This is a genomic window from Caballeronia fortuita (assembly GCF_001544835.2).
GTDB lineage: Bacteria > Pseudomonadota > Gammaproteobacteria > Burkholderiales > Burkholderiaceae > Caballeronia > Caballeronia fortuita.
Window position 1 is genome coordinate 88,729 of the sequence record NZ_FCNX02000003.1, and the last position, 21,690, is coordinate 110,418.

General features: G+C 62.3%; 18 protein-coding genes and 1 pseudogene. 11 read left to right on the plus strand and 8 right to left on the minus strand.

The genetic code is table 11. From position 1 onward, the window contains the following. Positions 1-9: 9 nt before the first annotated feature. Positions 10-756 carry a hypothetical protein gene (locus tag AWB77_RS07370; RefSeq protein ID WP_061133772.1) on the minus strand — a complete coding sequence of 249 codons (747 nt, stop codon included), beginning with the start codon at positions 754-756 and terminating at the stop codon, positions 10-12. Then, entirely contained in the window at positions 705-1,280 is a 576-nt protein-coding gene (locus AWB77_RS35650; RefSeq protein ID WP_157694773.1) for a hypothetical protein, read from the minus strand. The genes AWB77_RS07370 and AWB77_RS35650 overlap by 52 nt, the downstream gene beginning before the upstream one ends. A gap of 924 nt (positions 1,281-2,204) precedes the next feature. On the opposite strand from AWB77_RS35650, the gene AWB77_RS07380 reads away from it, so the two are divergent. From AWB77_RS07380 to AWB77_RS07400, 5 genes are read left to right on the plus strand one after another with little or no spacing between them, the layout of a single operon-like run. Further along, positions 2,205-3,533 (plus strand): gallate dioxygenase, encoded by a 1,329-nt coding sequence (locus tag AWB77_RS07380; protein WP_061133774.1) that lies wholly within the window; start codon positions 2,205-2,207, stop codon positions 3,531-3,533. 24 nt (positions 3,534-3,557) lie between these two features. Next, on the plus strand, positions 3,558-4,907 hold the full coding sequence (locus tag AWB77_RS07385) for an MFS transporter (protein ID WP_061133775.1): 1,350 nt from the start codon (positions 3,558-3,560) through the stop codon (positions 4,905-4,907). A 15-nt stretch (positions 4,908-4,922) separates the two neighbouring features. After that, positions 4,923-5,948, plus strand: a complete 1,026-nt coding sequence (locus tag AWB77_RS07390; protein WP_061133776.1) for an amidohydrolase family protein — start codon at positions 4,923-4,925, stop codon at positions 5,946-5,948. A gap of 1 nt (position 5,949) precedes the next feature. Continuing rightward, on the plus strand, positions 5,950-6,633 hold the full coding sequence (gene ligK, locus AWB77_RS07395; RefSeq protein ID WP_061133777.1) for a 4-carboxy-4-hydroxy-2-oxoadipate aldolase/oxaloacetate decarboxylase: 684 nt from the start codon (positions 5,950-5,952) through the stop codon (positions 6,631-6,633). Between the two features lie 5 nt (positions 6,634-6,638). Then, positions 6,639-7,322 carry a substrate-binding domain-containing protein gene (locus tag AWB77_RS07400; protein WP_074168858.1) on the plus strand — a complete coding sequence of 228 codons (684 nt, stop codon included), beginning with the start codon at positions 6,639-6,641 and terminating at the stop codon, positions 7,320-7,322. Positions 7,323-7,335: 13 nt separating this feature from the next. Here AWB77_RS07400 and AWB77_RS07405 read toward each other — a convergent pair whose 3' ends face one another. After that, the gene (locus tag AWB77_RS07405; protein WP_061133779.1) at positions 7,336-8,436 is read right to left on the minus strand and encodes an NADH:flavin oxidoreductase/NADH oxidase; all 1,101 of its coding nucleotides are present in this window, start codon (positions 8,434-8,436) and stop codon (positions 7,336-7,338) included. A 94-nt stretch (positions 8,437-8,530) separates the two neighbouring features. Here AWB77_RS07405 and AWB77_RS07410 point away from each other — a divergent pair, with 94 nt between their 5' ends. Further along, complete coding sequence (locus tag AWB77_RS07410) at positions 8,531-9,442, plus strand: LysR family transcriptional regulator (protein WP_061133780.1); 912 nt, start codon at positions 8,531-8,533, stop codon at positions 9,440-9,442. Positions 9,443-9,535: 93 nt separating this feature from the next. Here AWB77_RS07410 and AWB77_RS07415 read toward each other — a convergent pair whose 3' ends face one another. After that, positions 9,536-11,092 (minus strand): methyl-accepting chemotaxis protein, encoded by a 1,557-nt coding sequence (locus tag AWB77_RS07415; protein ID WP_061133781.1) that lies wholly within the window; start codon positions 11,090-11,092, stop codon positions 9,536-9,538. A gap of 242 nt (positions 11,093-11,334) precedes the next feature. On the opposite strand from AWB77_RS07415, the gene AWB77_RS07420 reads away from it, so the two are divergent. Further along, positions 11,335-12,333 (plus strand): FUSC family protein, encoded by a 999-nt coding sequence (locus AWB77_RS07420; RefSeq protein WP_061133782.1) that lies wholly within the window; start codon positions 11,335-11,337, stop codon positions 12,331-12,333. A 19-nt stretch (positions 12,334-12,352) separates the two neighbouring features. Here the strand turns inward: AWB77_RS07420 and AWB77_RS07425 are convergent, their stop codons facing one another. After that, a complete protein-coding gene (locus AWB77_RS07425; RefSeq protein WP_061133783.1) occupies positions 12,353-13,894 on the minus strand; it encodes a DHA2 family efflux MFS transporter permease subunit in 1,542 nt (513 codons plus the stop codon). 106 nt (positions 13,895-14,000) lie between these two features. Between AWB77_RS07425 and AWB77_RS07430 the strand changes: the two genes are divergently transcribed. Beyond that, positions 14,001-14,444, plus strand: a complete 444-nt coding sequence (locus AWB77_RS07430; protein ID WP_061122936.1) for a MarR family winged helix-turn-helix transcriptional regulator — start codon at positions 14,001-14,003, stop codon at positions 14,442-14,444. Positions 14,445-14,532: 88 nt separating this feature from the next. After that, entirely contained in the window at positions 14,533-14,820 is a 288-nt protein-coding gene (locus AWB77_RS07435) for a DUF4148 domain-containing protein (RefSeq protein ID WP_082852607.1), read from the plus strand. A 22-nt stretch (positions 14,821-14,842) separates the two neighbouring features. Here AWB77_RS07435 and AWB77_RS34260 read toward each other — a convergent pair. After that, positions 14,843-15,145: pseudogene (locus tag AWB77_RS34260) on the minus strand (ShlB/FhaC/HecB family hemolysin secretion/activation protein); the annotation flags it as partial. Between the two features lie 440 nt (positions 15,146-15,585). Between AWB77_RS34260 and AWB77_RS07445 the strand changes: the two are divergent. Beyond that, positions 15,586-17,502 carry a M60 family metallopeptidase gene (locus tag AWB77_RS07445; protein WP_061133785.1) on the plus strand — a complete coding sequence of 639 codons (1,917 nt, stop codon included), beginning with the start codon at positions 15,586-15,588 and terminating at the stop codon, positions 17,500-17,502. A 259-nt stretch (positions 17,503-17,761) separates the two neighbouring features. Here the strand turns inward: AWB77_RS07445 and AWB77_RS07455 are convergent, their stop codons facing one another. Next, positions 17,762-18,646, minus strand: a complete 885-nt coding sequence (locus tag AWB77_RS07455; RefSeq protein ID WP_061133786.1) for an EAL domain-containing protein — start codon at positions 18,644-18,646, stop codon at positions 17,762-17,764. Positions 18,647-18,987: 341 nt separating this feature from the next. Next, positions 18,988-20,109 carry an ABC transporter ATP-binding protein gene (locus AWB77_RS07460; protein ID WP_061134067.1) on the minus strand — a complete coding sequence of 374 codons (1,122 nt, stop codon included), beginning with the start codon at positions 20,107-20,109 and terminating at the stop codon, positions 18,988-18,990. A gap of 178 nt (positions 20,110-20,287) precedes the next feature. Here AWB77_RS07460 and AWB77_RS07465 point away from each other — a divergent pair, with 178 nt between their 5' ends. Then, positions 20,288-21,658: an ABC transporter substrate-binding protein gene (locus AWB77_RS07465; protein WP_061133787.1), complete on the plus strand. Its 1,371-nt coding sequence runs from the start codon at positions 20,288-20,290 to the stop codon at positions 21,656-21,658. Positions 21,659-21,690: the final 32 nt, after the last annotated feature.

Genomic DNA, 21,690 nt, shown 5'->3' on the forward strand with positions numbered 1-21,690 from the left:
GTTCCTGACTTAGAAGAGCTGTGCCATCAACTTTTCGACCTCTGCGGTAACGATGTTTTCGGGAAGTTCGAATCCGTCAAACTTGCGGTACAGCGGCGACAGTGCTTCTGCAACGCGCGCGCCAACTGCCGAGTCGGGAAGATCAAGCGGCAGTTCGAACGACGATGTCGCCACGTCGTCATGCGCCACAGCACGCACTGGCCAGAAGCGGTTGGAATATGCATTCGAAAGCGTTCTGCCTTCGAGCTTGCTCCACCTGAGCCGGATAGCAAGTTTGCTTTCTTCTACCGACGTCGCGAACTCGCGCGCAATAGCCAAGGCTTCAATGATAGCGTCGGCCGATCGCCAGACTGGTAGTACGATTGCAAACGAGCACAGGGGCTTCAGATTGTCGTCAAGATCTTCGTCGTAGGCACGAAGAGCGTAAAAGCGACCCGTTGCTTCGATGCGCCAGAAGTCGATAGTCTTCATGTCCCACGAAGTGCCTGCGGGTTGAATGACTGCCTGTTCCCACGTGTCCTCGACCAATCTTGGGCGTCGTTCCGGCAAATCGGCACCGTGAAGAACGCTGAAGTAGGGATAGCCGCCGAACCGGCGGTTGGCTGAAGTAATGAGATTCAGCAGATTCTTGTTCGCTTGCAGTTCAGGCTTGATATCACCCACCAACGTCGCGGCAAACTCGAAGTAGCCGCGGTCGGGGAGCGTTATGGCGGCCTTGCGGACGCGGCGTTCGAACGCTGCGAAGCCATCATCCATCCAGCTTGCAGACTTCTCAAATGCATCCGGTTCTTTACGAATCTGTGCTTGTCCGAGAAGCGCAGCGAGCTTGCCAGTCCGCTTCCGCCCAAATGCCGACGCACCAAGCGTCCGACGTCCGCCTCCCTGTTGTCGAAGCAGATTTCAAAAAGTCGCGGCCAGGCTTGCCATAGCGCCGCCGCAGTGCTCACCGTGTTGCTGCTATTGAGCGTACGAACGAACACCGAGTTGATTGGAAGAAGGACTTTCTGCGTACCCGGATCATTGATTTCACCCCGAGTCGCGACCGCCGTCTTTACGCCGGCCGGAACGCAAATAACGGGATGGATGTTCCCGTCGAACGTGGGGTATTGAACCAGAATTTCGAATGGCTCGGACGCGTAACGCGTCACAACAGCGTGAATCGCGTCCTGGTCGAATGCGGCCCGGACATCTGCCGGCCGTCCATCAGCGACGGGTTTCATGTCCTCGTCACTGAAGCCGATGACAAATCGACCGCCGTCGTTATTGCGCAACGCGATCAATGTTCGAACCAGCTTGACCTTTCCTTCGACGCTATGCGGACGAACCAGCTCTTGACTTCTACGGGGTACGCCTCGGAGAGGTTCTGCAGCAACGCGGTGGTGCTTTCAATGCTTGGAAACATTGATTTACTCAGGAAGTCCCGACGCGCGCATTTTATCGGCTTGCCGCTCTGCGCTCGAACGGCGAAGGCGTAGGGCGGAAGCAAGTCTCCGCGATTTTCGGCGCGGTTCAGATTGCCCTATCTGACAGGACGGCCTCGCTTGGCTGTCGTCGAAGATGTTCAATTTTGTTGAGCAGAACCGTGCGGTGCTGCCTCTAGCCGAATCTTCCAGAACACCTTTTGATTGCAAACTCGAACTCCCGGACCAGTTTTCTTTGCACGATTTTTCGCAAGTCCTTGATTTCTTTGGTCGCTGCATGGCCCCTTGTCCGGTCGCCTACCCGCACATCGCTCACTCAAACTACGTCGGTCATCATCCCGCACCACATAGGTTTTCGGGTGGGTTCTCTTCCGGTCAAAAAAAAGGTCGTAGAAACAAAGACTTGCGTGGCTCAGAACAAGTTTGTTTGCAAGGGCTGCGACAGGTAGATGGGACTGGAACAGGTTTATTTGCACAAAAACCCGATAACAGCTTTGTTTGCACCGGGACAGGTTTTGTTTGCGAACAACCAGATCGGAACGCACAACTTGCGTCTTGTTTCACCCGCCATCAGTTTTGTTTATCGCCACAGCCGGCGCACCGCCCGCATGCACTGCCTCCAACGCCCCGCCAGACGGCCTCTCGCGCCGCCGAAACCCCATCCACGAAGCGAATTTACTGGTTAACACGTAGTTCCGTTCCCGCATCCTCCGTCGCTACCCTTCGACTTCAGTTTCCCTGAAGCAAGCCCGCTCGGCCACGCATTCTGAAGGAGTAGCGCATATGGCACGGATCATCGGAGGCATCGCCGCCTCGCACACACCGACCATCGGTTTCGCGTTCGACAAGAACAAGCGCGACGATCCCGTATGGGCGCCGATCTTCGAGAACTTCGCGCCGCTCGCGAACTGGCTCGCGGAAAAGCAGCCCGATGTCATCGTCGCGATCTACAACGACCACGTCACGTCGTTCTTCTTTGATCACTACTCGGCCTTCGCGCTCGGCGTCGGACCGGAATGGCGCGTCGCGGACGAAGGCGGCGGCGCGCGCGATCTGCCGGCCATCAAAGGCCATCCCGCGTTCGCCGCGCACATCGGCACCTCGTTGATGACCGATGAATTCGACATGTCGTTCTTTCAGAACAAGGCGCTCGATCACGGCTGCTTCTCGCCGCTTTCGATGCTCTGTCCGCACAAGCCCGAATGGCCCGTCAAGCTCGTGCCGCTGCAAATGGGCGTGCTGCAATTGCCCGTGCCGAGCGCGCGCCGCTTTTACAAGCTCGGGCAGGCGTTGCGCCGCGCGATCGAAAGCTATCCCGAGGACATCAAGGTCGCGATTCTCGCGACGGGCGGTCTTTCGCATCAGGTGCATGGCGAACGTTCGGGCTTCAACAACACGCAATGGGATGCGCGTTTCCTCGATCTCTTCGAGCGCGATCCCGAGCAACTCGCGGATATGACCATCGCCGAGTATGCGGCGCTCGGCGGCTACGAGGGCGCCGAAGTCATCATGTGGCTGACGATGCGCGGCGCGTTGTCGAGCAATGTCGTGTGCAAGCATCGCAGCTATTACCTGCCGTCGATGGCCGGTATCGCGACCGCGATCTACGAAGGCGAGGACAGCGAGACGAAGCCGGCGATCATCGAGCGGCATCGGCAGAAGATGGCCGTGCAGCTCACCGATGTCGAGAAGCTCGAAGGCACGTATCCGTTCTCCATCGAAACGGCGGTGCGCGCATTTCGCATCAACGATTATCTGCATCGCATGGTCGAGCCCGCGCATCGCGAGGCATTCAAGGCTGATCAAGAAGCGAGCTTCGAAGCGGCTGGTCTTTCCGAACAGGAGCGCGATCTCATTCGGCGGCGCGACTGGCGCGGCCTGCTTCATTACGGCGTGATCTTCTTCATGCTCGAAAAGCTCGGCGCGGTGACGGGCGTATCGAATCTGCATATCTATGCCGCAATGCGCGGCGAAACGCTCGAAGAATTCCAGAAGACGCGCAATGCGCCGGGCGCACTGTATTCGGTCGCGGGCAAAGGCTCGGGCAAGCTCGACTGGGATAAGGCGGAAAAGGCGGAAAAGGCGGAAAAGGCGGAAAAGGCCAGGAACTGAGCACGAAGGGGACAGGAGACAAACATGACAAGCGGTAAATCAATCGATATCAAAGGCTTCATCGACGAACGCCCGATCTCCGCTTACCAGTGGCTATTGGTGGCGCTGTGCTTTCTCGTCGTGACGGCGGACGGCATGGACGTCGCGATCATGGGCTTCGTCGCGCCATCGATCATCGCGGACTGGCACATCTCGCGGCCCGCGTTCGGCCTCGTGATGAGCGCCGCGCCCATCGGTCTCGTGATCGGCGCGCTGGCTGCGGGACCGGCATCGGATCGCATCGGGCGCAAGTGGGTCCTGATAACCTCGGTGTTCCTATTCGGCGTGTTCACGATCGCCACCGCTTTCACGAATTCGCCTTCCAGCATGGCGTTTTTGCGTGTACTGACCGGCATCGGTCTCGGCGCGGCGATGCCCAACACGACGACGCTGCTCTCCGAATACGCGCCGCAACGCAAGCGGGCGCTGCTCATCACGATCATGTTCACGGGCTTCAATCTCGGCTCGGCGCTGATCGGCTTCGTCGCGGGCTGGCTGATTCCGGTACACGGATGGCGGTCCGTGCTGATCTTCGGCGGCGCGCTGCCGCTCGTGCTGATCCCGCTGCAAATCTGGCTGCTGCCTGAATCGGCACGTCTGCTCGCGGTACGCGGCGCGACGCCGCAACGCATCGGCAAGGTGCTCGGCCGTGTATGCGGCGCGCGTTTCGATGGCAGCGAGACGTTCGTATCGAACGAACCGCCGTTGCCGACGAAGAAGCCCATCGGCGTGCTGTTCTCGCAAGGTTATGGCCTGATGACGGCGGCGCTGTGGGTCACGTATTTCATGGGCCTGCTCGTGATCTACCTGCTGACCGGGTGGCTGCCGACGCTGATGAAGGACGCGGGCCTCACCGTCTCCGCAGCGGCCAACGTCACGGCGATGTTCCAGATCGGCGGCACGATCGGCGCGATCATCGTCGGATGGATCATGGATCGCGCGCGCCCCGCGCCCGTCATCAGCGCGGCGTATCTCGGCGGCGCGGTGTGCGTGCTCGGGCTCGCGTGGATCGGCGCGTTGTCGTCGTCGCTCGCATTGCTCGTGTTCGCGGCAGGCTTCTGCATGAGCGGCGCGCAAACGGGTCTCAACGCATTCGCACCGGGTCGTTATCCGACGGTCGCGCGTGCCACCGGCGTGAGCTGGATGCTCGGCATGGGACGCTTCGGCAGCATCTTCGGTTCCGCATTCGGCGGCGCATTGCTCGGTATCGGATGGCAGTTCGGCGCGATCCTCGCGATGCTTGCCGTGCCCGCGACGCTGGCCGCCATTTCCATTCTCGTCGCGCAGCGCACGCGCGCCGACGAAGCGCATGCACAACCGACCGCAGCACACTAGTACCTGGAGTAACGGATGATCATCGATATTCACGGCCACTACACGACCGCGCCGAAAGCGCTCGAAGCGTGGCGCAACCGGCAGGTCGCAGGCATCACCAATCCATCGGAGATGCCGGCGGCGTCGGAACTGCGTATCAGCGACGACGAACTGCGCGAATCGATCGAGAGCAATCAACTGCGCCTGATGCGCGAACGCGGACTCGACCTCACCGTGTTCAGCCCGCGCGCGAGTTTCATGGCGCATCATATTGGCGGCTTCGAAGTGTCGAGCACGTGGGCCGCGATCTGCAACGAGCTGTGCTATCGCGTGAGCGAACTCTTTCCCGATAGCTTCGTTCCCGCCGCGATGCTGCCGCAAAGTCCGGGCGTCGATGTATCGACGTGCATTCCCGAGCTCGTGAAGTGCGTCGAGCAATACGGCAATGTCGCGATCAACCTGAATCCCGATCCGTCGGGCGGGCACTGGACGAGTCCGCCGCTCTCCGACCGCGCGTGGTATCCGGTCTACGAGAAGATGGTCGAGTACGACATCCCCGCGATGATCCACGTGAGCACGAGTTGCAACGCGTGCTTTCATACGACGGGCGCGCATTATCTGAACGCCGATACGACCGCGTTCATGCAGTGCCTGACCTCCGATCTGTTCCGCGATTTCCCGACGCTCAAGTTCGTGATTCCGCATGGCGGCGGCGCGGTGCCGTATCACTGGGGACGTTTTCGCGGACTCGCGCAAGAGCTGAAAAAGCCTTTGCTGAAGGATCATTTGCTCGACAACGTGTTCTTCGATACCTGCGTCTATCATCAGCCGGGCATCGATCTTCTGACGCGCGTGATTCCCGTCGACAACATCTTGTTCGCGAGCGAAATGATCGGCGCGGTGCGCGGCATCGATCCTGAAACGGGACACTATTTCGACGACACGAAGCGCTATGTCGAAGCCGCGCAGATCGAACCCGAAGCGCGCTACAAGATCTACGAAGGAAACGCACGCCGTGTGTATCCGCGCCTCGATGCGGCGCTCAAAGCGAAAGGACGTTGATATGTACGAACTGGGTGTGGTGTATCGCAACATCGATCGCGCAAACGACGATGCGGCGCGCAAGCTCGGCGCGCTCGGCAGCGCGACCGTGCACGAAGCGATGGGCCGTGTCGGTCTGATGAAGACTTATATGCGGCCCATTTACGCAGGCGCGCAGGTGGGCGGCGCGGCGGTGACCGTATTGCTGCAACCGGGTGACAACTGGATGCTGCACGTCGCGGCCGAGCAGATCAGGCCGGGCGATGTCGTCGTCGCGGCATGCACGACGGATAACACCGACGGCTTCTTCGGCGATCTTCTCGCGACGAGCTTCAAGGCGCGCGGCGCGCGTGCGCTCGTCATCGACGGCGGCGTGCGCGACGTGCGCGTGCTCACGGAGATGAACTTTCCCGTATGGAGCCGCGCGATCTCGTCGAAAGGCACGGTGAAGGCGACGCTCGGATCGGTGAATATTCCTGTCGTGTGCGCGGGCGCATGGGTCACGCCCGGCGATGTGATCGTCGCGGACGACGATGGCGTCGTCGTCGTGCCGTTGGCATCGGCACAACAGGTGCTCGACAAGGCCGTTGCGCGCGAGGCGCTCGAAGAAGAGAAGCGCGCGAAGCTCGCGAGCGGCGTGCTCGGCCTCGACATGTACAAGATGCGCGAACCGCTGGAAAAAGCGGGTCTGCGCTATGTCGACTGACGCGCATGAGCATCACCGTTATCTCTTCGATGGCGACGCGTCATGTGCTCAACGATCTCGCTTCCGCTTATGAAATGAAGTCGGGACAACGTGTCGCGGTCGAATCGGTGGGCGGCGTCGCGGCGCTCAAACGCATCGAAGATGGCGAAGCGTTCGATATCGTCGTGCTCGCAGTGGATGCGATCGATCGGCTCGTAGCTTCAGGACATGTCGATGCAACGGGCCGCGTGCGTATCGCGCGTTCGGGCGTGGCGATCGCGGTTGCATCGGGCGCGCGGCATCCTTCTATCGACGATGAAGCCGCCGTGCGCGAAGCCGTGCTCGCCGCACGCACGATCGGCTATTCGACGGGACCGAGCGGCGTGTATCTGATGCGTCTGTTCGAACGTTGGGGTATCGCGGAGCGCATCGCATCGCGCATCGTGCAGGCGCCGCCGGGTGTCGCCGTCGGCGCGCTGATCGCGCGTGGCGAAGTCGAGCTGGGCTTTCAGCAGTTGAGCGAGATGATCGGCCTCGAAGGCATCGATGTGCTCGGCATGTTGCCGCCGCAGATTCAGACGATGACGGTCTTCGAAGGCACTATCGGCACAGATGCAAACGCGCGGCCCAAGGCTCGCGCGTTCCTCGACTATCTCGCTTCGCCCGATGCCGGTGACGCGAAGATGCGTCACGGCATGGAGTCTTGCTAACGCCAGCGAAACATCATTCCGCGACGGCGTATCGTTCGAGCCAGTGCGCGTAAGGCGCGGGCAACGCCCACGACGGCTTCTCGACCTTCAATTGCTTCGCCGCCTGATACGGCCAGTGCGGATTCGAAAGATGCGCGCGGCCGATCATCACGAGATCGAGCTGTCCCGCCTCGACCGCGTGTTCGGCGTTCGGCGGCGAATCGAAACCCCACGCCGATGCCACCGGAATCTCCGCTTCACGGCGCACACGCTCTGCGATCGGACCGAGAAACGCCGGACCCCAGGGAATGCGCGCATCGGGCGTCGAAAAGCCGACGCTCACGCTCAACATATCGAGTCCACGGCGACGCAGCGTCTTCGTCAGTTCGATCGATTCCTTCAGCGTGGCATCATCGCGGCCATCGTATTCGATGACGCCGAAACGCGCCGTCAACGGCAAGTTCTCCGGCCACACTGCACGCACCGCATCGAACGTTTCGACGAGGAAGCGGCTGCGGCCCGCGAGATCGCCGCCGTATTGATCGTCGCGCCGGTTCGCATCGACGGAGAAGAAACTCTGCGCGAGATAGCCGTGCGCGAAGTGCAATTCCAGCCATTCGAAACCCGCTTCGCGCGCACGACGCGCGGCCGCCGCGAAGTCGGCCTTCACGCGTTCGATATCGTCGAGCGTCATGGCCTTGGGCACTTTCGGCAAGCCGCCGCCGAACGCGACCGCCGATGGCGCGAGCGTGTCCCAGCCGCGCGCGTCGTCGGAGGCGATGTGATCGTCGCCTTCCCACGGACGATTCGCGCTCGCCTTGCGGCCCGCATGCGCGATCTGGATGCCGGGCACCGCGCCCGCCGCCTTGATCGCCGCCGCGATGTTCTTCATGCCTTCGATATGCGCGTCGTCCCAGAGGCCCGTGCATCCCGGCGTGATGCGGCCTTCCGGCGACACGCCCGTCGCCTCGACGATCACGAGGCCCGCGCCGCCGCGCGCAAGGCTCGCATAGTGGCTCAAGTGCCAGTCGTTGACGAAGCCGTCGACGGCGCTGTATTGACACATCGGCGGAATGGCGATGCGGTTGCGCAGCGTGACGTCTTTCAGTTTGAACGGTGTAAAGAGTGCGGACATCTGGTGTTCTCTTGTTCGATGAAGGCGTTCAGATTAACCGTTCAGTGTCATAATGAAAACTATCTACGTATTATCGATTCTATAAAATTTTGTGATGCTCAATCCGCAATGGCTGCGCACCTTTCTCGCGCTCGTCGATCTCGGCAACTTCACGCGCGCCGCGGAACGCCTCGACCTGACGCAAGCGGCCGTGAGCCAGCATCTTCGTCATCTAGAAGACGAGCTCGGGCTGCTCGTGATCCGCCGCACGCGCGGCATCGAACTGACGCCGGCGGGCAGGGCGCTCATCGACTATTGCAACGAAATGGAACTGGCGAGCAAGCGTCTTGCGTCGCGCCTGTCCGATAGCGAGGACGAAGCCGGCGAGATCGGCCTCATCACGCCGGGCAGCATCGGGCTCGTGCTCTTTCCGCTGTTGCTCGATCTGCAGCAGCAACGTCCGGAATGGAAGATGCGCCATCGCTTCGCGCCGGATTCGGAAGTGCTCGAAGCCGTGCTCGAAAGCCGTTACGATCTCGGCATCGTTGCGTTGAAACCGGACGATCCGCGCCTTGCCGCGAGCAAGTTCATCGAAGAGCCGCTCGAACTCGTCGTGCCCGCGAACGCGGATGTGCATGAATGGAGCGATCTGGAACGGCTTGGTTTCATCGACTATCCCGAAGCGCATATGACCGCGAGCCGTTTATTGAGCCGGCGTTTTCCGGGCAATCCGGGTGTCGCCACGTTGCGGCGGCAAGGCTTCAGCAACCAGATCAGCCTCATCCTCGAGTTCGTCGCGCGCGGTCTCGGCTTCACGGTGATACCGCGTTATGCGCGCATCGCGTTCGGCAAGCCTGAAGCGATCGGCGTCGTGGAATGCGGCGCGCCGGTGATCGATACGCTGTGGCTCATCAGGCGCGCGGAATGGCCGCTGCCCTCGCGTTGCGCGCGCGCCGTGGAGTATTTGCGGGAACGTGTGGGCGTGCCGGCGATGAAGGCCGAACCGAGAAGGAAGCGGCGGCGGTAGCGCAGGATTTCGCGCTGTTATGGCTCACCACAAAAACAAACGGCTCGCGTTTCAAGGGACCGCGAGCCGTGCATCATCGAAAAGAGAAGAACGTCAGGCCGTTGCGCGCATGCCTTCTTCTTGCAGACGGAACGTCTCGACCGCCGTGCGCAACGCGCCTGCCTGATGCTCGAGCGATTGCGCCGCCGCCGCAGCCTCTTCGACGAGCGCCGCATTCTGTTGCGTCACTTCGTCCATCTGCGTGACGGCGCGCGCCACCTGATCGATGCCGCTGCTTTGCTCCTCGGATGCCGCCGCGATCTCGCCCATGATGTCGGTCACGCGCTGCACCGCCGTGCTGATCTCCGTCATCGTGCGGCCCGCTTCGTCGACGAGCGCGCTGCCCGATTGCACGCGCTCGACCGAGTTGTCGATCAGTTCCTTGATCTCCTTCGCCGCCGCCGACGAACGCTGCGCGAGCGAACGCACCTCGCCCGCCACGACTGCGAAGCCGCGTCCTTCCTCGCCCGCGCGCGCCGCTTCGACCGCCGCGTTGAGCGCGAGAATGTTCGTCTGGAACGCAATGCCTTCGATGATCGTGATGATGTCCGCGATCTTCGACGAGCTCTGGTTGATCTCGCCCATCGTCGTCACGACCTGCGATACGACGTGGCTGCCCTTGCCCGCGATCTCCGACGCATTCGCCGCGAGCAAGCTCGCCTGACGCGCATTGTCGGCGTTCTGCTTGACCGTGCCGGTCAGCTCGTCCATGCTCGACGCGGTTTGCTGAAGCGCCGACGCCTGCTCTTCCGTACGCGAGGACAGGTCGACGTTGCCTGCCGCGATCTGCTTCGTCGCGGATGCAATCGATTCGCTGCCGCCGCGAACCGTGCGAACGGTATCGATGAGGCTCGCTTGCATCGTCGCGAGACCGCGCAGCAATTGGCCCATTTCATCGTTCGACGTCACGCTCAGGTTGCGGCGCAAGTCGCCGGCCGCGATCGCATCGAACTGTGCGAGCGCCGCATCGAGCGGACGCGAAATACGGCGGCGCAGCGACACCCACGTATAGAACGCCGCGGCGACGCCAACCAGAATCGCGATGACCGACGCCATGCGGAACATGCCGAAGATTTCCTGTCCACGGTCGTACGAGCTTTTCGCCTGATCGAATTGCAGCTTGCGCAGCGCGATGCCGGTCTTCGCGAACTCGTTGAACGATGCCTGCATCGCGCTTGCGTCGGCGAGAATCTTCGCCTGATCGTTCGCGCGGATATCGGCATAGCCCTGGTCGAGCAGCTTTTGCAGCGCGATACGCTGGGCGCCGAACGTGTCGGCGAGCGCCTTTTCCTCGGGGCCTTGCGGCAGGGCGGAATAGGCGGCCCACGCTTCGTCGGACGTCTTGCGCATCAGCGCGCCGCGTCCGATCGCATCTTCGGCTGCGGGCGTGCCCGCGTTCAGTGCGCCGCGGTCGAACGAAAGACGCTCGCGCGCCATGAACATTTCCGTATTGCCGACCGACACGGCGCTCGGCATTTCATTCGTAAACAAGTCGTAAGTGACGGAGTTGGACCGGCTCATGCCGATCAGACCGACCATGCCGACCGCGATCAGCAACGCGCTCAGCAGCGTCATGGCCAAGGCCAGGCGGCCTTTGATTGTCGAAAACATAGCTCTCTCAAGGTGGCTGCATCGCAGGGGCGCGTGCGCGGGCAGTGACGGCGATGCATCGCCTGCCGCGCGGCCGACGAAACCCATCGGCTGGTCTGTATAACGACCGCGCAGCGAGGTTCCTTTAGCAGCCACTGAATACGTGTTTCATTCACCCTGCGAATAGAAAGCGTCTCGTTTTTAAGGATTTTTCGTGATGGTGCGACTACACTTCATGCGGAATCACGGATCGATTGCCGCGCATGTCCGCCGACGCACCGCACGTTCGTATCGCGAGCGAAATCATGATCTGGCCGCTGTTACGCGCGACGGTCTCGCTGCTGCCGTTCGCCGTGCTCGCGCTCGTCACCGGCAACGCGATATGGATGAAGGCTTCGCTGCTCGCAATCGCCACCGTGATCGCGCAAGACAAGCTCGCGTTGCGGCCACTGGGCGTCATCGCGCACGGGCTCGCGATCGTCGCCGGAACGTATCTCCTGCTGCTTGCCGAACGCGTGCCGGCGTTCTTCGTCGTCGCGTGCATGATGCTCGCGGCCTGCGTGATCCTGCTTGCATCGCGTGGCAATGCATTGCGCCCGCTCGGCAACTGGACATTCATTCCGGTGCTCGTGCTCGCGAACGAACTGCACGGCGGCCGCTCCATCGATGCGCTGTTGCGCGCCGCGCCCGCATCGCTGCCTTATCTGCTCGTGGCGCTCGTGCCGGCGGTCGTATCGGCGTATGTGCGCTCACGCGGCAAGCCTGCGGCGCGCTGGTCGAATCTCGATGATTTCGGCGCGCGCGCGCCCTTCGGCGAAGACCTGGCCGCGATGCTCGCGAGCGTCGGCATCGCGGCGTTGATGGTCGTCTGGGTTCACGCGGATCGCGCGCAATGGGTGATATGGGGCGCGGCGAGCATCGTCACCGGTTCCGTCGACACGGCGCGCGCGAAGCTGAAGCATCGCGCATGGGGCGTGATCGCGGGCGTGCCGATCGGCATCGCGCTCGGACGCTTCGTCGTGCCGCATTCGGACATGGCCGTCACGCTCGCGACGCTCGCTGTGTTCCTCACGCTCGTCGCGTTCCAGCGCTATGTCGTCGGCTATTTCGTTCGATGCGTGTTCGTGGCGCTCGCCATCATGCTGGCGAATCAATCCGCCGCCGATGCGTTCGAGCGGCTCACGCACGTGCTCGCGGGCGGGGTGATCGGGATTGCGTGCGTGCTGGGCGCGCATGCCGCGTCGCGCCGGCTGACTCGTTGAAGCATGCTCGACGTACCGCTCAATCCATCGCTGCATGCGCGACCGGCTCGTCCCGCGCCGCCTTCCTCGCCGGACGGATCAGCAGCAATAACGGCACGACCAGCAAGGTCGCGACGAACATGAGCTTGAAGTCGTTGAGATACGCAATCATGGAAGCCTGTTGCGTGATGGTCTGATTGAGCATTGCCATGTCCTGCATCGAACCGCCGGACAGGATCGGCTGCATCGCCGGATTGAACGGCGTCACCTGCGCGGCGAGGTCCGCGTGAGCGACCTGCGTGTTGCGCGTCATCAGCGTCTGCACGATCGAAATGCCGATACTGCTGCCGATATTGCGCATGAGGCTGTAAGTAGCGGTGCCATCGGCGCGCAACTCGGGCGTGAGCGTCGAGAACGTCAGCGCCGATAGCGGCACGAACACGAGTCCGAGGCCGAAGCCCTGAATCACGCCCGGCCACACGATATCCGATGCCGACAGCTCGATCGTGTAATGCATCATCTGCCATAGCGCGAACGCCGAGATCAGAAAGCCCGAGAGCAACATCAAGCGCGCATCGATATGCTTGAGCAGCCGTCCCGCGACGAGCATCGCGATCATCGTGCCCGCGCCGCTCGGCGCTGTAACGAGACCCGTCGTCGCAACGGGATAGTTCATCAGGTTCTGCAGCATCGGCGGCAAGAGCGCCCGCGTCGCATACATCACCGCGCCGATCACGAAGATGAAGCACGTGCCCGTCGCGAAGTTGCGATCCTTCAGCAACTGATATTTGAAGAACGAGCGCGCGCCGGCCGTCGCCGTATGCGCAATGAAAAAGACGAACGCGAGCGCGGCGAGTATCGCCTCGATGCGGATTTCCATCGATCCGAACCAGTCGAGCTGCTCGCCGCGATCGAGCATTGCCTGGAACGCGCCGATCGCGAGGCCGAGCGTCGCGAAGCCGAAGGCATCGAACTTCACTGCGCGGCGCGCGGCCTGCGCGGGCAGGAACGTCAAAACGCCGAACAGCGCGAACGCGCCGATCGGCACGTTGATGAAAAACACCCAGCGCCAGTTGTAGCTGTCAGTGAGCCAGCCGCCGAGCGTCGGACCGAGAATCGGCCCGACCATCACGCCCATGCCCCAGACGGCCATCGCTTGACCTTGTTTCTCGCGCGGATTGATGTCGAGCAGGATCGATTGCGACAGCGGCACGAGCGACGCGCCGAACACGCCCTGCAACAGCCGCGACGCGACGATCTGCGCGAGCGTTTCCGACAGCCCGCAAAGGGCCGACGCCACCGTGAAGCCGGCGATCGACACGCACAGGAGCTTCTTCACGCTCAACTGGTCGGAGAGCCAGCCGGTGAGCGGCGTCGCGATCGCCGCCGCGACGATGTACGAGGTCAACACCCACGTAATCTCGTCCTGCGACGCCGACAGCGCGCCCTGCATGTGCGGCAGCGCGACGTTCGCGATGGTGCTGTCGAGCGTCTGGATCAGCGTCGCGAGCATGATCGAGACCGTCAGCATGCCGCGGTTCAGAGGCGCCGCGGCGCTTTCCGTGGAGACTTCGGAGGACATGGACGTGGCCGCGAGACGCGGCTTTTGTAAGTAGGGTGATGATAAGCAGGCTTATTATAGATCGCGCGAGATGCGCGCATCGAAATTCGTTACCTATAATCGCGCGATGGAAACTCAACTCGATAAACGCTTCGGCTTTCTCGTCGCCGACGTGGACCGCCTGTGCGGCAACCGTTTCGACGTGCTGGCCAAGTCGTCGCTCAATCTCACGCGCGCGCAATGTCGCGTGCTCGCGTATCTCTCGCATTACGGCGAGGTAAATCAGGCGCGGCTCGCCGGACTGCTGGAAGTCGCGCCGATTTCCGCCGGGCGTCTGCTCGACCGCATGGAAGAGGGCGGCTGGATCGAGCGGCGGCTCAATCCCGACGACCGCCGCGAGCGCCAGGTCCGCATGACCGCGAAGGCGGAGAAGGCGCTCGACCGGGCGCGGCGCGTCGGCGACGAGATCACGTCGGAGGCGCTCGCGGGCTTCAGCCGTCAGGAAAGCGAGCAGTTGATCGCGCTCTTGCAGCGCGTGCGCGGGAATTTGAGCCGCATCGTCGACCGGTAATGCGCTGGAAGGTGGATCGCGGATTGCTTATGCGTTTGCCGCGAGCGTCGCACGCACACTACCATCATCCATCCGGAGAAGATCGATCATGAACAAACGCACCGCACCGCTGGCCATCATCGCCCTGTCCGTGGCCGCTTTCGTCGCGATGCCCGTCGCGCAGGCGCAGGACACGGCCGCCTCCACGCCGAAGCAGGTCAAGAAAGCCCAGCGCAAGGAAGCGCGCGCGAAGAAGAACGCCGAACTCAAGCAACTGGAGCAGAACGGCTACAACCCGGCGGGGGAGCAGACGAACTATCCGCAGAATCTGCAGAACGCGCAGTCGCGCATCAACGCGGAGAAGGCGGGCAAGCCGGCGCCCGCTTCGGCGCCGTGAGCGAAGCGCCGGCTCGTCGATCGAGCTGATACGACAGCGTCGCGTTGATCCGCGGATTACGCGACGCGCTTTCCACCGGCGCATCGCCGATGGTTTTCGCAACAGACAAGTCGATGCCGTAGTGCTTCGCATCCGACATGCGAAAGCCGATTCCCACTTACGAAAGCCTGCGCGGACTCGCCGTGCCGCCGTGCAGGAAGACGCGTGCGGCATCCATCATCACGTAGGGCGTCAAGGTCTTCAGATACGTCATCCCGGCGTCCATTGGCCGATTCAGCTCGAACAACGCGCCCCAGCCCGAATCGCCCGACGCCTCGCCCGGCTGCCCTGGATATCGTGTATTGAACCAACCAGGGGCGATTGATTGCATCAGGTGTGGCAACGTACGGACAAAAGGGCTTTGAATGACAATGAAGCCGCGTTTTGCTCCGACGCTTCACGGTCTTGCGTGCGCTGGGCCACTCATCCGGGTGACGCATCGGTTACGGATAAGGTCGCACGCCGTAACGTTACGAAACGCGGGACGCGTTACGACGTTCCGGGTGACACGGCCGCACGTCACAGCGTTTGCGCAGGAAACAAATGCGTGTGCGATGTTTGCCAGGCATGTCGCATTTCCAGGCGCTCGACGCCAACGGCTGGCGGCGGCACGACACTGCGCACTATCGCGGCATCAGCCGCAAGGTGCTATGAGAGAAGATGCGCAAGTTCCAGATCTTCGACGAAGAGCCGGAGACCCGGCCGATGTGACGAGAGGGCGCATTCATGCGATGGCGTTCGTGGCTTTCGATCTTCGCGTTGATTGCGTCATTCGACGCGCATGCGGCGTCGCGCTATTACGCGCCCATGACGTTCTATCCGCATGACGCGGTGCGCGTATCGCGCTTCGCTTCGAAGGCAAACGCGATGCTGGTGCCTTATGGCGCCGGCGCGAAAGTCGAGGAAGGCGACTTCTATATCGTCTCGGACGCGACGTTCAAGCCGTTGACCGCGCAAGTGCAGCGCGACGGCAGGATCGCGCTGGTGCAATCGAAATGGACGCCCGAACTGGACGCGAGCCAGATATGGACGATCGACAAGGAAGGCAGCGGCTTTCGCATCTATTCGAAGCTCTACGGACGTTATGTGACGCTGGGCGCGCGTGCCGGGCTCGAAGCGGCGTCGGGCGAGGCGCGTCAGAACTGGAGCATCGAAGCCGATGCGAACGCCGTGACCATCGCGGCAAGCGGCGCGAAGACGGGGCTCGCGGTCGCGCATCACGCGTTGCGCGATGGCGCGTTGGTCGAAGCGAGCGGCGAGGCCAGTCGATGGCGCTTATATCGGGCAGGCAATGCAAGCGCGGATCATGCATACCGCACGCTCGATGCGTCCGCGCGCTCGACCTACGATAACGCCGGCCGGTGCTATCACCTGAGCGCCTACGCGCCCGATGCGATCGAGGCCGACCGGCTCGGCGGCTTCCGATGGACCGACTATCATCCATCGGGGCTGTATGTATCGAAGGGCGAGTCCGTGGTGATCGACGTGAACGGCCTCGCCGACGACAGCCCCGATGGCCTCGTCGTGATGGTCGGCAACAAGAACGGCTTCTATCGTCGGCAACCGGCGGGCGATCCGCAGGCGATCCTCGCGACCGAAGGGCGCAACACGTTCGTCGCATCGCGTGACGGCTTGCTGTACTTCGAATACATCGACAGCGGCTTCAACGCGCGGCCACGCACGTCGATCGATGTGTTCGTGCGCGAGGGCGGCAGGCCGGTGCCGTTCTATGTCGAAGGTACGACGACGCTCCCCGCATGGCGAGCGATGCTGCAACGTTACGCCGATGCGCCGCTCGTCGAGATGGTCGGCAAGCGCACGATGTTCACCGTGTCCCGCGCGATGTACGACCAGGCCGGCGCCGCGGACCCGGCCGCGCTGCTCGGCTATGTCGAGCGCGTGATGGGCTTTCACGACGAGTTGTCCGGGCTCGACGGATCGAGCGCGCTCGATGCGCCGTCGCCGTTGCGCGTGCATTTCGTGCAAGACGCAATCTCGACGCGCGCGGAGTTGCAGGATGCGTATCTCTATGCGACCTACTACATGATCGGCCTGCCGATGAATAGCGCGGCGCAGACCGTGCTCAAGTCCGCAAAGGCCGACCAATGGGGCGTGTGGCACGAGATGGGCCACATGTATCAGCAATGGGACTGGACCTGGCCGGGCGTCACCGAGACGACGGTGAACATCTATTCGCTGCATGCGCTGGAGCGTCTGGGCACGCCGATGCCTTCGCCGCTGCTGCAGGTCGTCGACGCGCGCGGCAAGCGCAATCGGCTGGAGCTTGCGGCATCGTATCTCGCGCAGCCGTCGCGCAATTTCCTCGACGATGCGTCGTTCCCGGTTCCATCGGAAGCGCTCTGGATCCGGCTCGTGATGTACGAACAGTTGCGCCGCGCGCTCGGCGACGGGTTCTATGCGCGGCTGCACAAGGCGTATCGGCTGCATCCGCTGACGGAGAGCGAAGGCGGCGAGCGCAACGAAGTGCAGCGTTTCGTGCTGCGCGCGTGCATTGCGGCGAACCTCGATCTGACGGATTTCCTCGAGCGATGGGGCTTGCCCGTCGATGCCGCTACGCGTGAGGCGATCGGTGCGTTGAGGTTGAAGGCGGCTGGGGTGGATTTGGCGCGGGTACGAGGGTGACGGGAAAGCGGCGTAATGAAGACGTATTGGACGGGAAAGATAGCAGGCACGCGGGAAGTGACTGCGCACGAAAATTATTGCTCGGTGTATGAAACCGACGGCGACGACATTTGGGTGCTTGCACTCGTGCATACCGCGCGCCGCTGACCGCCGCTGCCACAATAACGGTGCAAAAAGCGCCGGTGCAAAAAAACGCCGGCGCAACGTCGCGCCGGCGAAGTCCTGGCTTTACGAGGGCTGCCAGAAACGCTTCAGTTCTTCATGCCGCATCCGCGAGGCGGATGGCCGGCGGTTCGTCACGCCGCGCCGCTCTCGTTGGCGCGGCCGGCCGTGCGAAGCACGCGCCCGGCACATTATCGATGCCAAACGCGGGCCGCGCGAGAAAGAAGCCCTGCGCGAGCACGTGCGGCCATTGTGCGATCCACTGCGCCTGCGCGGCCGTCTCCACGCCTTCGACGACGATCGCCACCTTCAGCCGCGTCAGCAACGAAAGCACCGACGAAAACACGATGCATGCATTCGCGTTGCGCGGCGCTTGTGCAAGCAATTCCTTCGCGATCTTCACGGTGCCGAAGTCGATCGGTCCGAGCGCCGCGAGACACGAATAACCGGTGCCAAAATCGTCCATCGCGACGACGACGCCTTTGTCCTTCAGGCACCGGACGACCTTCGGCATCGACGGCATGCAAGCGAGATCCTCGCTCTCCAGCAATTCGAGTTCGATGCAGTCGGGCGCGATGCCGCGCGCGCGGCAGATCGATTCCATGCGATCGGCGAAACCCGGCAGCGCCGCAACCGATGGCGGAACGTTCACCGCGACCGAATAATGCACGCCGCCGCGCGCGCGCCATGCGCTGATTTCGGACGCGACCGCATCCAGCACGAACCACGTGAGCTCGCGCATGATGTCGGTGTCCTTGAAAACATCGCTGAATGCGCCTGGCAACAGCACGCCGTAATCCGGATGACGCCAGCGAATCAGCGCTTCCATCTGCGCGAGTTCGCCGCTGTCGACTCGGTAGATTCCCTGATAGGCGATGCAGAACTCCCCGGCCTTGAGGCCATCGAGTACGCGATGCCTGAATGCATGATCTGACTTCGGCGCGGCGTTCGCGACAGGCGAGCCGTGGGTCGTTTCGTTCATGCTTGAGCCATCCCCTCCCAGTTGGTCGAGTCAGGGCTTGCACGAGTCGTGCCAAAAGCGGCGTCCGTGCGGCATCCGACGCAACTGACACGGAAACGCGCGGCCGGACAACGTTTGCGGGCGTTTACGTTGCGTAGTGGGGCATGACGCAACGGCGCACGTGACGTAACGGAGCCGTAACGGAGCCGTAACGCCATCGGGTTTATGTGGGGTTGCGCACATAAGGGGCGACGGTTCATGCGCCGACTCGCCCGCCGTTTTGCACTTTTGTGCAGGGCGACTCGGGAAAATTTGTAATCCCGACTAGTCGCGCGGCTCGAACCGATGATCGGCGATGGCCGTCAGACCGTCGCGGTCTCTGCAACCGGGCGCATGCGTTCGAGCGCGCTGCCGTCCTCGCGGAACAGATGCACATGGCGAATGCTGAAGCCCGCGTTGAGCCGCTGTCCTTCGACCGCCGTCGATTCGCCCGAGCCCTTCACCTGAATCACGAGATCGTTCGGCAGGCGCATGTGCAAGAGCGTCTCGCCGCCGAGATGCTCGATCACCATGACTTCGCCCGTGAGACCGCTGTCGACATCGCCGCCGCACGCTTCGATGAAATGCTCGGGCCGGATGCCGAGCGTGAGCGTCTCGCCCGCCTTCACCGACGCCGCCGCGAACGGCAACGTGAGCGGCTCGCCGCCGGGTAGTTCGATGGTGACGCCCGCCGCATCGACGCGCATCACGCGAACGTCCATGAAGTTCATCTTCGGCGAGCCGATAAACCCCGCGACGAAGCGGTTGTGCGGCGTGCGATACAACTCGAGCGGCGAACCGATCTGCTCCACGCGCCCGTGATTCAGCACGACGATGCGATCGGCCATGGTCATCGCTTCGGTCTGATCGTGCGTGACGTAGATCATCGTCGCGTTGAGCTGCTTGTGAAGCTTGATGAGTTCGAGGCGCATCTGCACGCGCAAGGCGGCATCGAGATTGGAGAGCGGTTCGTCGAAGAGAAAGACTTGAGGCTCGCGCACGATCGAACGGCCGATCGCCACGCGCTGACGCTGCCCGCCCGACAGCGCACGCGGCCTGCGGTCCAGCAACTGGCCGATCTGAAGAATCTCGGCCGCGCGATGCACGCGCTCCTTGATCTGCGCTTCGGGCAGCTTGAGCATGCGCAAGCCGAACGCGATGTTTTCATACACCGACATGTGCGGATAGAGCGCATAGGACTGAAACACCATCGCGACGCCGCGTTGCGACGGTTCGAGATCGGTGACGTCTTCGCCGCCAATCAGAACATGTCCCGAATCGCTGCGTTCGAGTCCCGCGATGGTGCGCAGCAACGTCGACTTGCCGCAGCCCGAAGGACCGACGAAGACCATGAACTCGCGGTCGGTGACTTCGATATCGACGCCCTTCAACACGTCGACGCCGGCAAACGACTTGCGGATCTGCTGCAGATGAACTGCGCTCATACGTTGTCTCCCGTGACTGCTGCGGCGGCGCAGCATCGGATGCATCGTCGAATTTGTTCTTGACAACCTGTTCGGGCCAAAATATACAATTGTAAAACCGAAATTACAAGTGAAACGAGGCAAGGCCCGGCACGTCATAGCAGGACACATCCGCTCGAATAAAACCAAGGAGACAGGCATGAAGAAGCGCTTCATCACGGCCACGCAGCTCGGCCCGATCAAACACGTCGCGGCAGCCGCGCTACTCGCGGCGAGCGCGGCCTTCGCCGCATCGAACGCGCAAGCCTGGACTCTGAAGGAAGCGGCGCAACCGTATTCGGGCACCACGATCAAGGCCATCTTTCTCGATCGTCCCGGCTATAAGGCCGCGCAACAGCTCATTCCGCAGTTCGAGAAAGAGACCGGCATCAAGGTGCGCTGGGAAGTGATCCCGTACGAGAACACGCGCGAGAAGGAAGTGCTCAACTTCGTGGGCGGCGGCGATCAGGACATCGTGCTCGTCGACGTCGTGTGGATCGGCGAATTCGCAAGCAACAAGTGGCTCGTGCCAATCAAGAAGTTCACTGACGATCCCAAGCTCGCGGACCCGAACCTCAATCTGAAGGGTTTTTTCCCAATCCTGCTCGATTCGTTCGGCACATGGGACAAGGTCACCTACGGCCTGCCGTTCGATAACTACTCGGGCCTGATGTTCTACAACAAATGCATGTTGAAGGACGCGGGTTTCGACCAACCGCCGAAGACCTGGGACGAGCTGCTCAACACGTATGCGCCGAAGCTCACGAAGGGCGACAAGTTCGCCTTCGCGCTGCAATCGCGGCGTGGCGAAACGCAATCGGCGGACAGCTTCATGCGCGTGCTGTGGCCCAACGGCGGCTCGCTGCTCGACGCGAAGTTCAAGTCGAACCTGATGTCGACGCAATCGCAGGCGGGTCTCGAATATCGGCAGAAGCTGATGAAGTACATGCCGCCCGGCATCGTCGATTTCGATCATGCCGAAGCGGTGAACGCGCTCGCGCAAGGGCAGGTGGCGATGATCACCGAGTGGTCCGCGTTCTATCCGACGCTCACCGATCCGAGCAAGTCGAAGATCGGCAACTGTCTCGCTATCACCACCGAACCGAAGGGACCGGCGGGTCTGAAGCCCGCGCTCGGCGGCTTCTCGCTCGCGGTCAACGCGAAGTCGAATGCGAAGAAACAGGCGGCGTCGTGGCTCTTTATCCAATGGATCACGTCCGAAGCGATGGCGAAGCCTTATCTCGAAGCGGGCGGCGTGCCGGCGCGCATGGCCATCTATGAGGACAAGGCCGTGCAGGACAAGTATCCGTTCGTGAAGCCGATGGTCGAATCGTGGCAGGGCGGCGTGCCGGATTATCGTCCGCGCTTCCCGGAATGGCCGGCGATTTCGGAAGTCATCGGCGAATGGGGCAGCAAGATGATGCTCGGCCAGGTGACGGTGAAGGAAGGCGCGCAGACCATCGGTCAGAAGACCGAAGACATCCTGAAGAAAGCGGGCTACTACGACGGCAAGAAACCTTTGCTCAAGTAACGCACGCGACAGCGCGTCATCAAGGAAGGAAA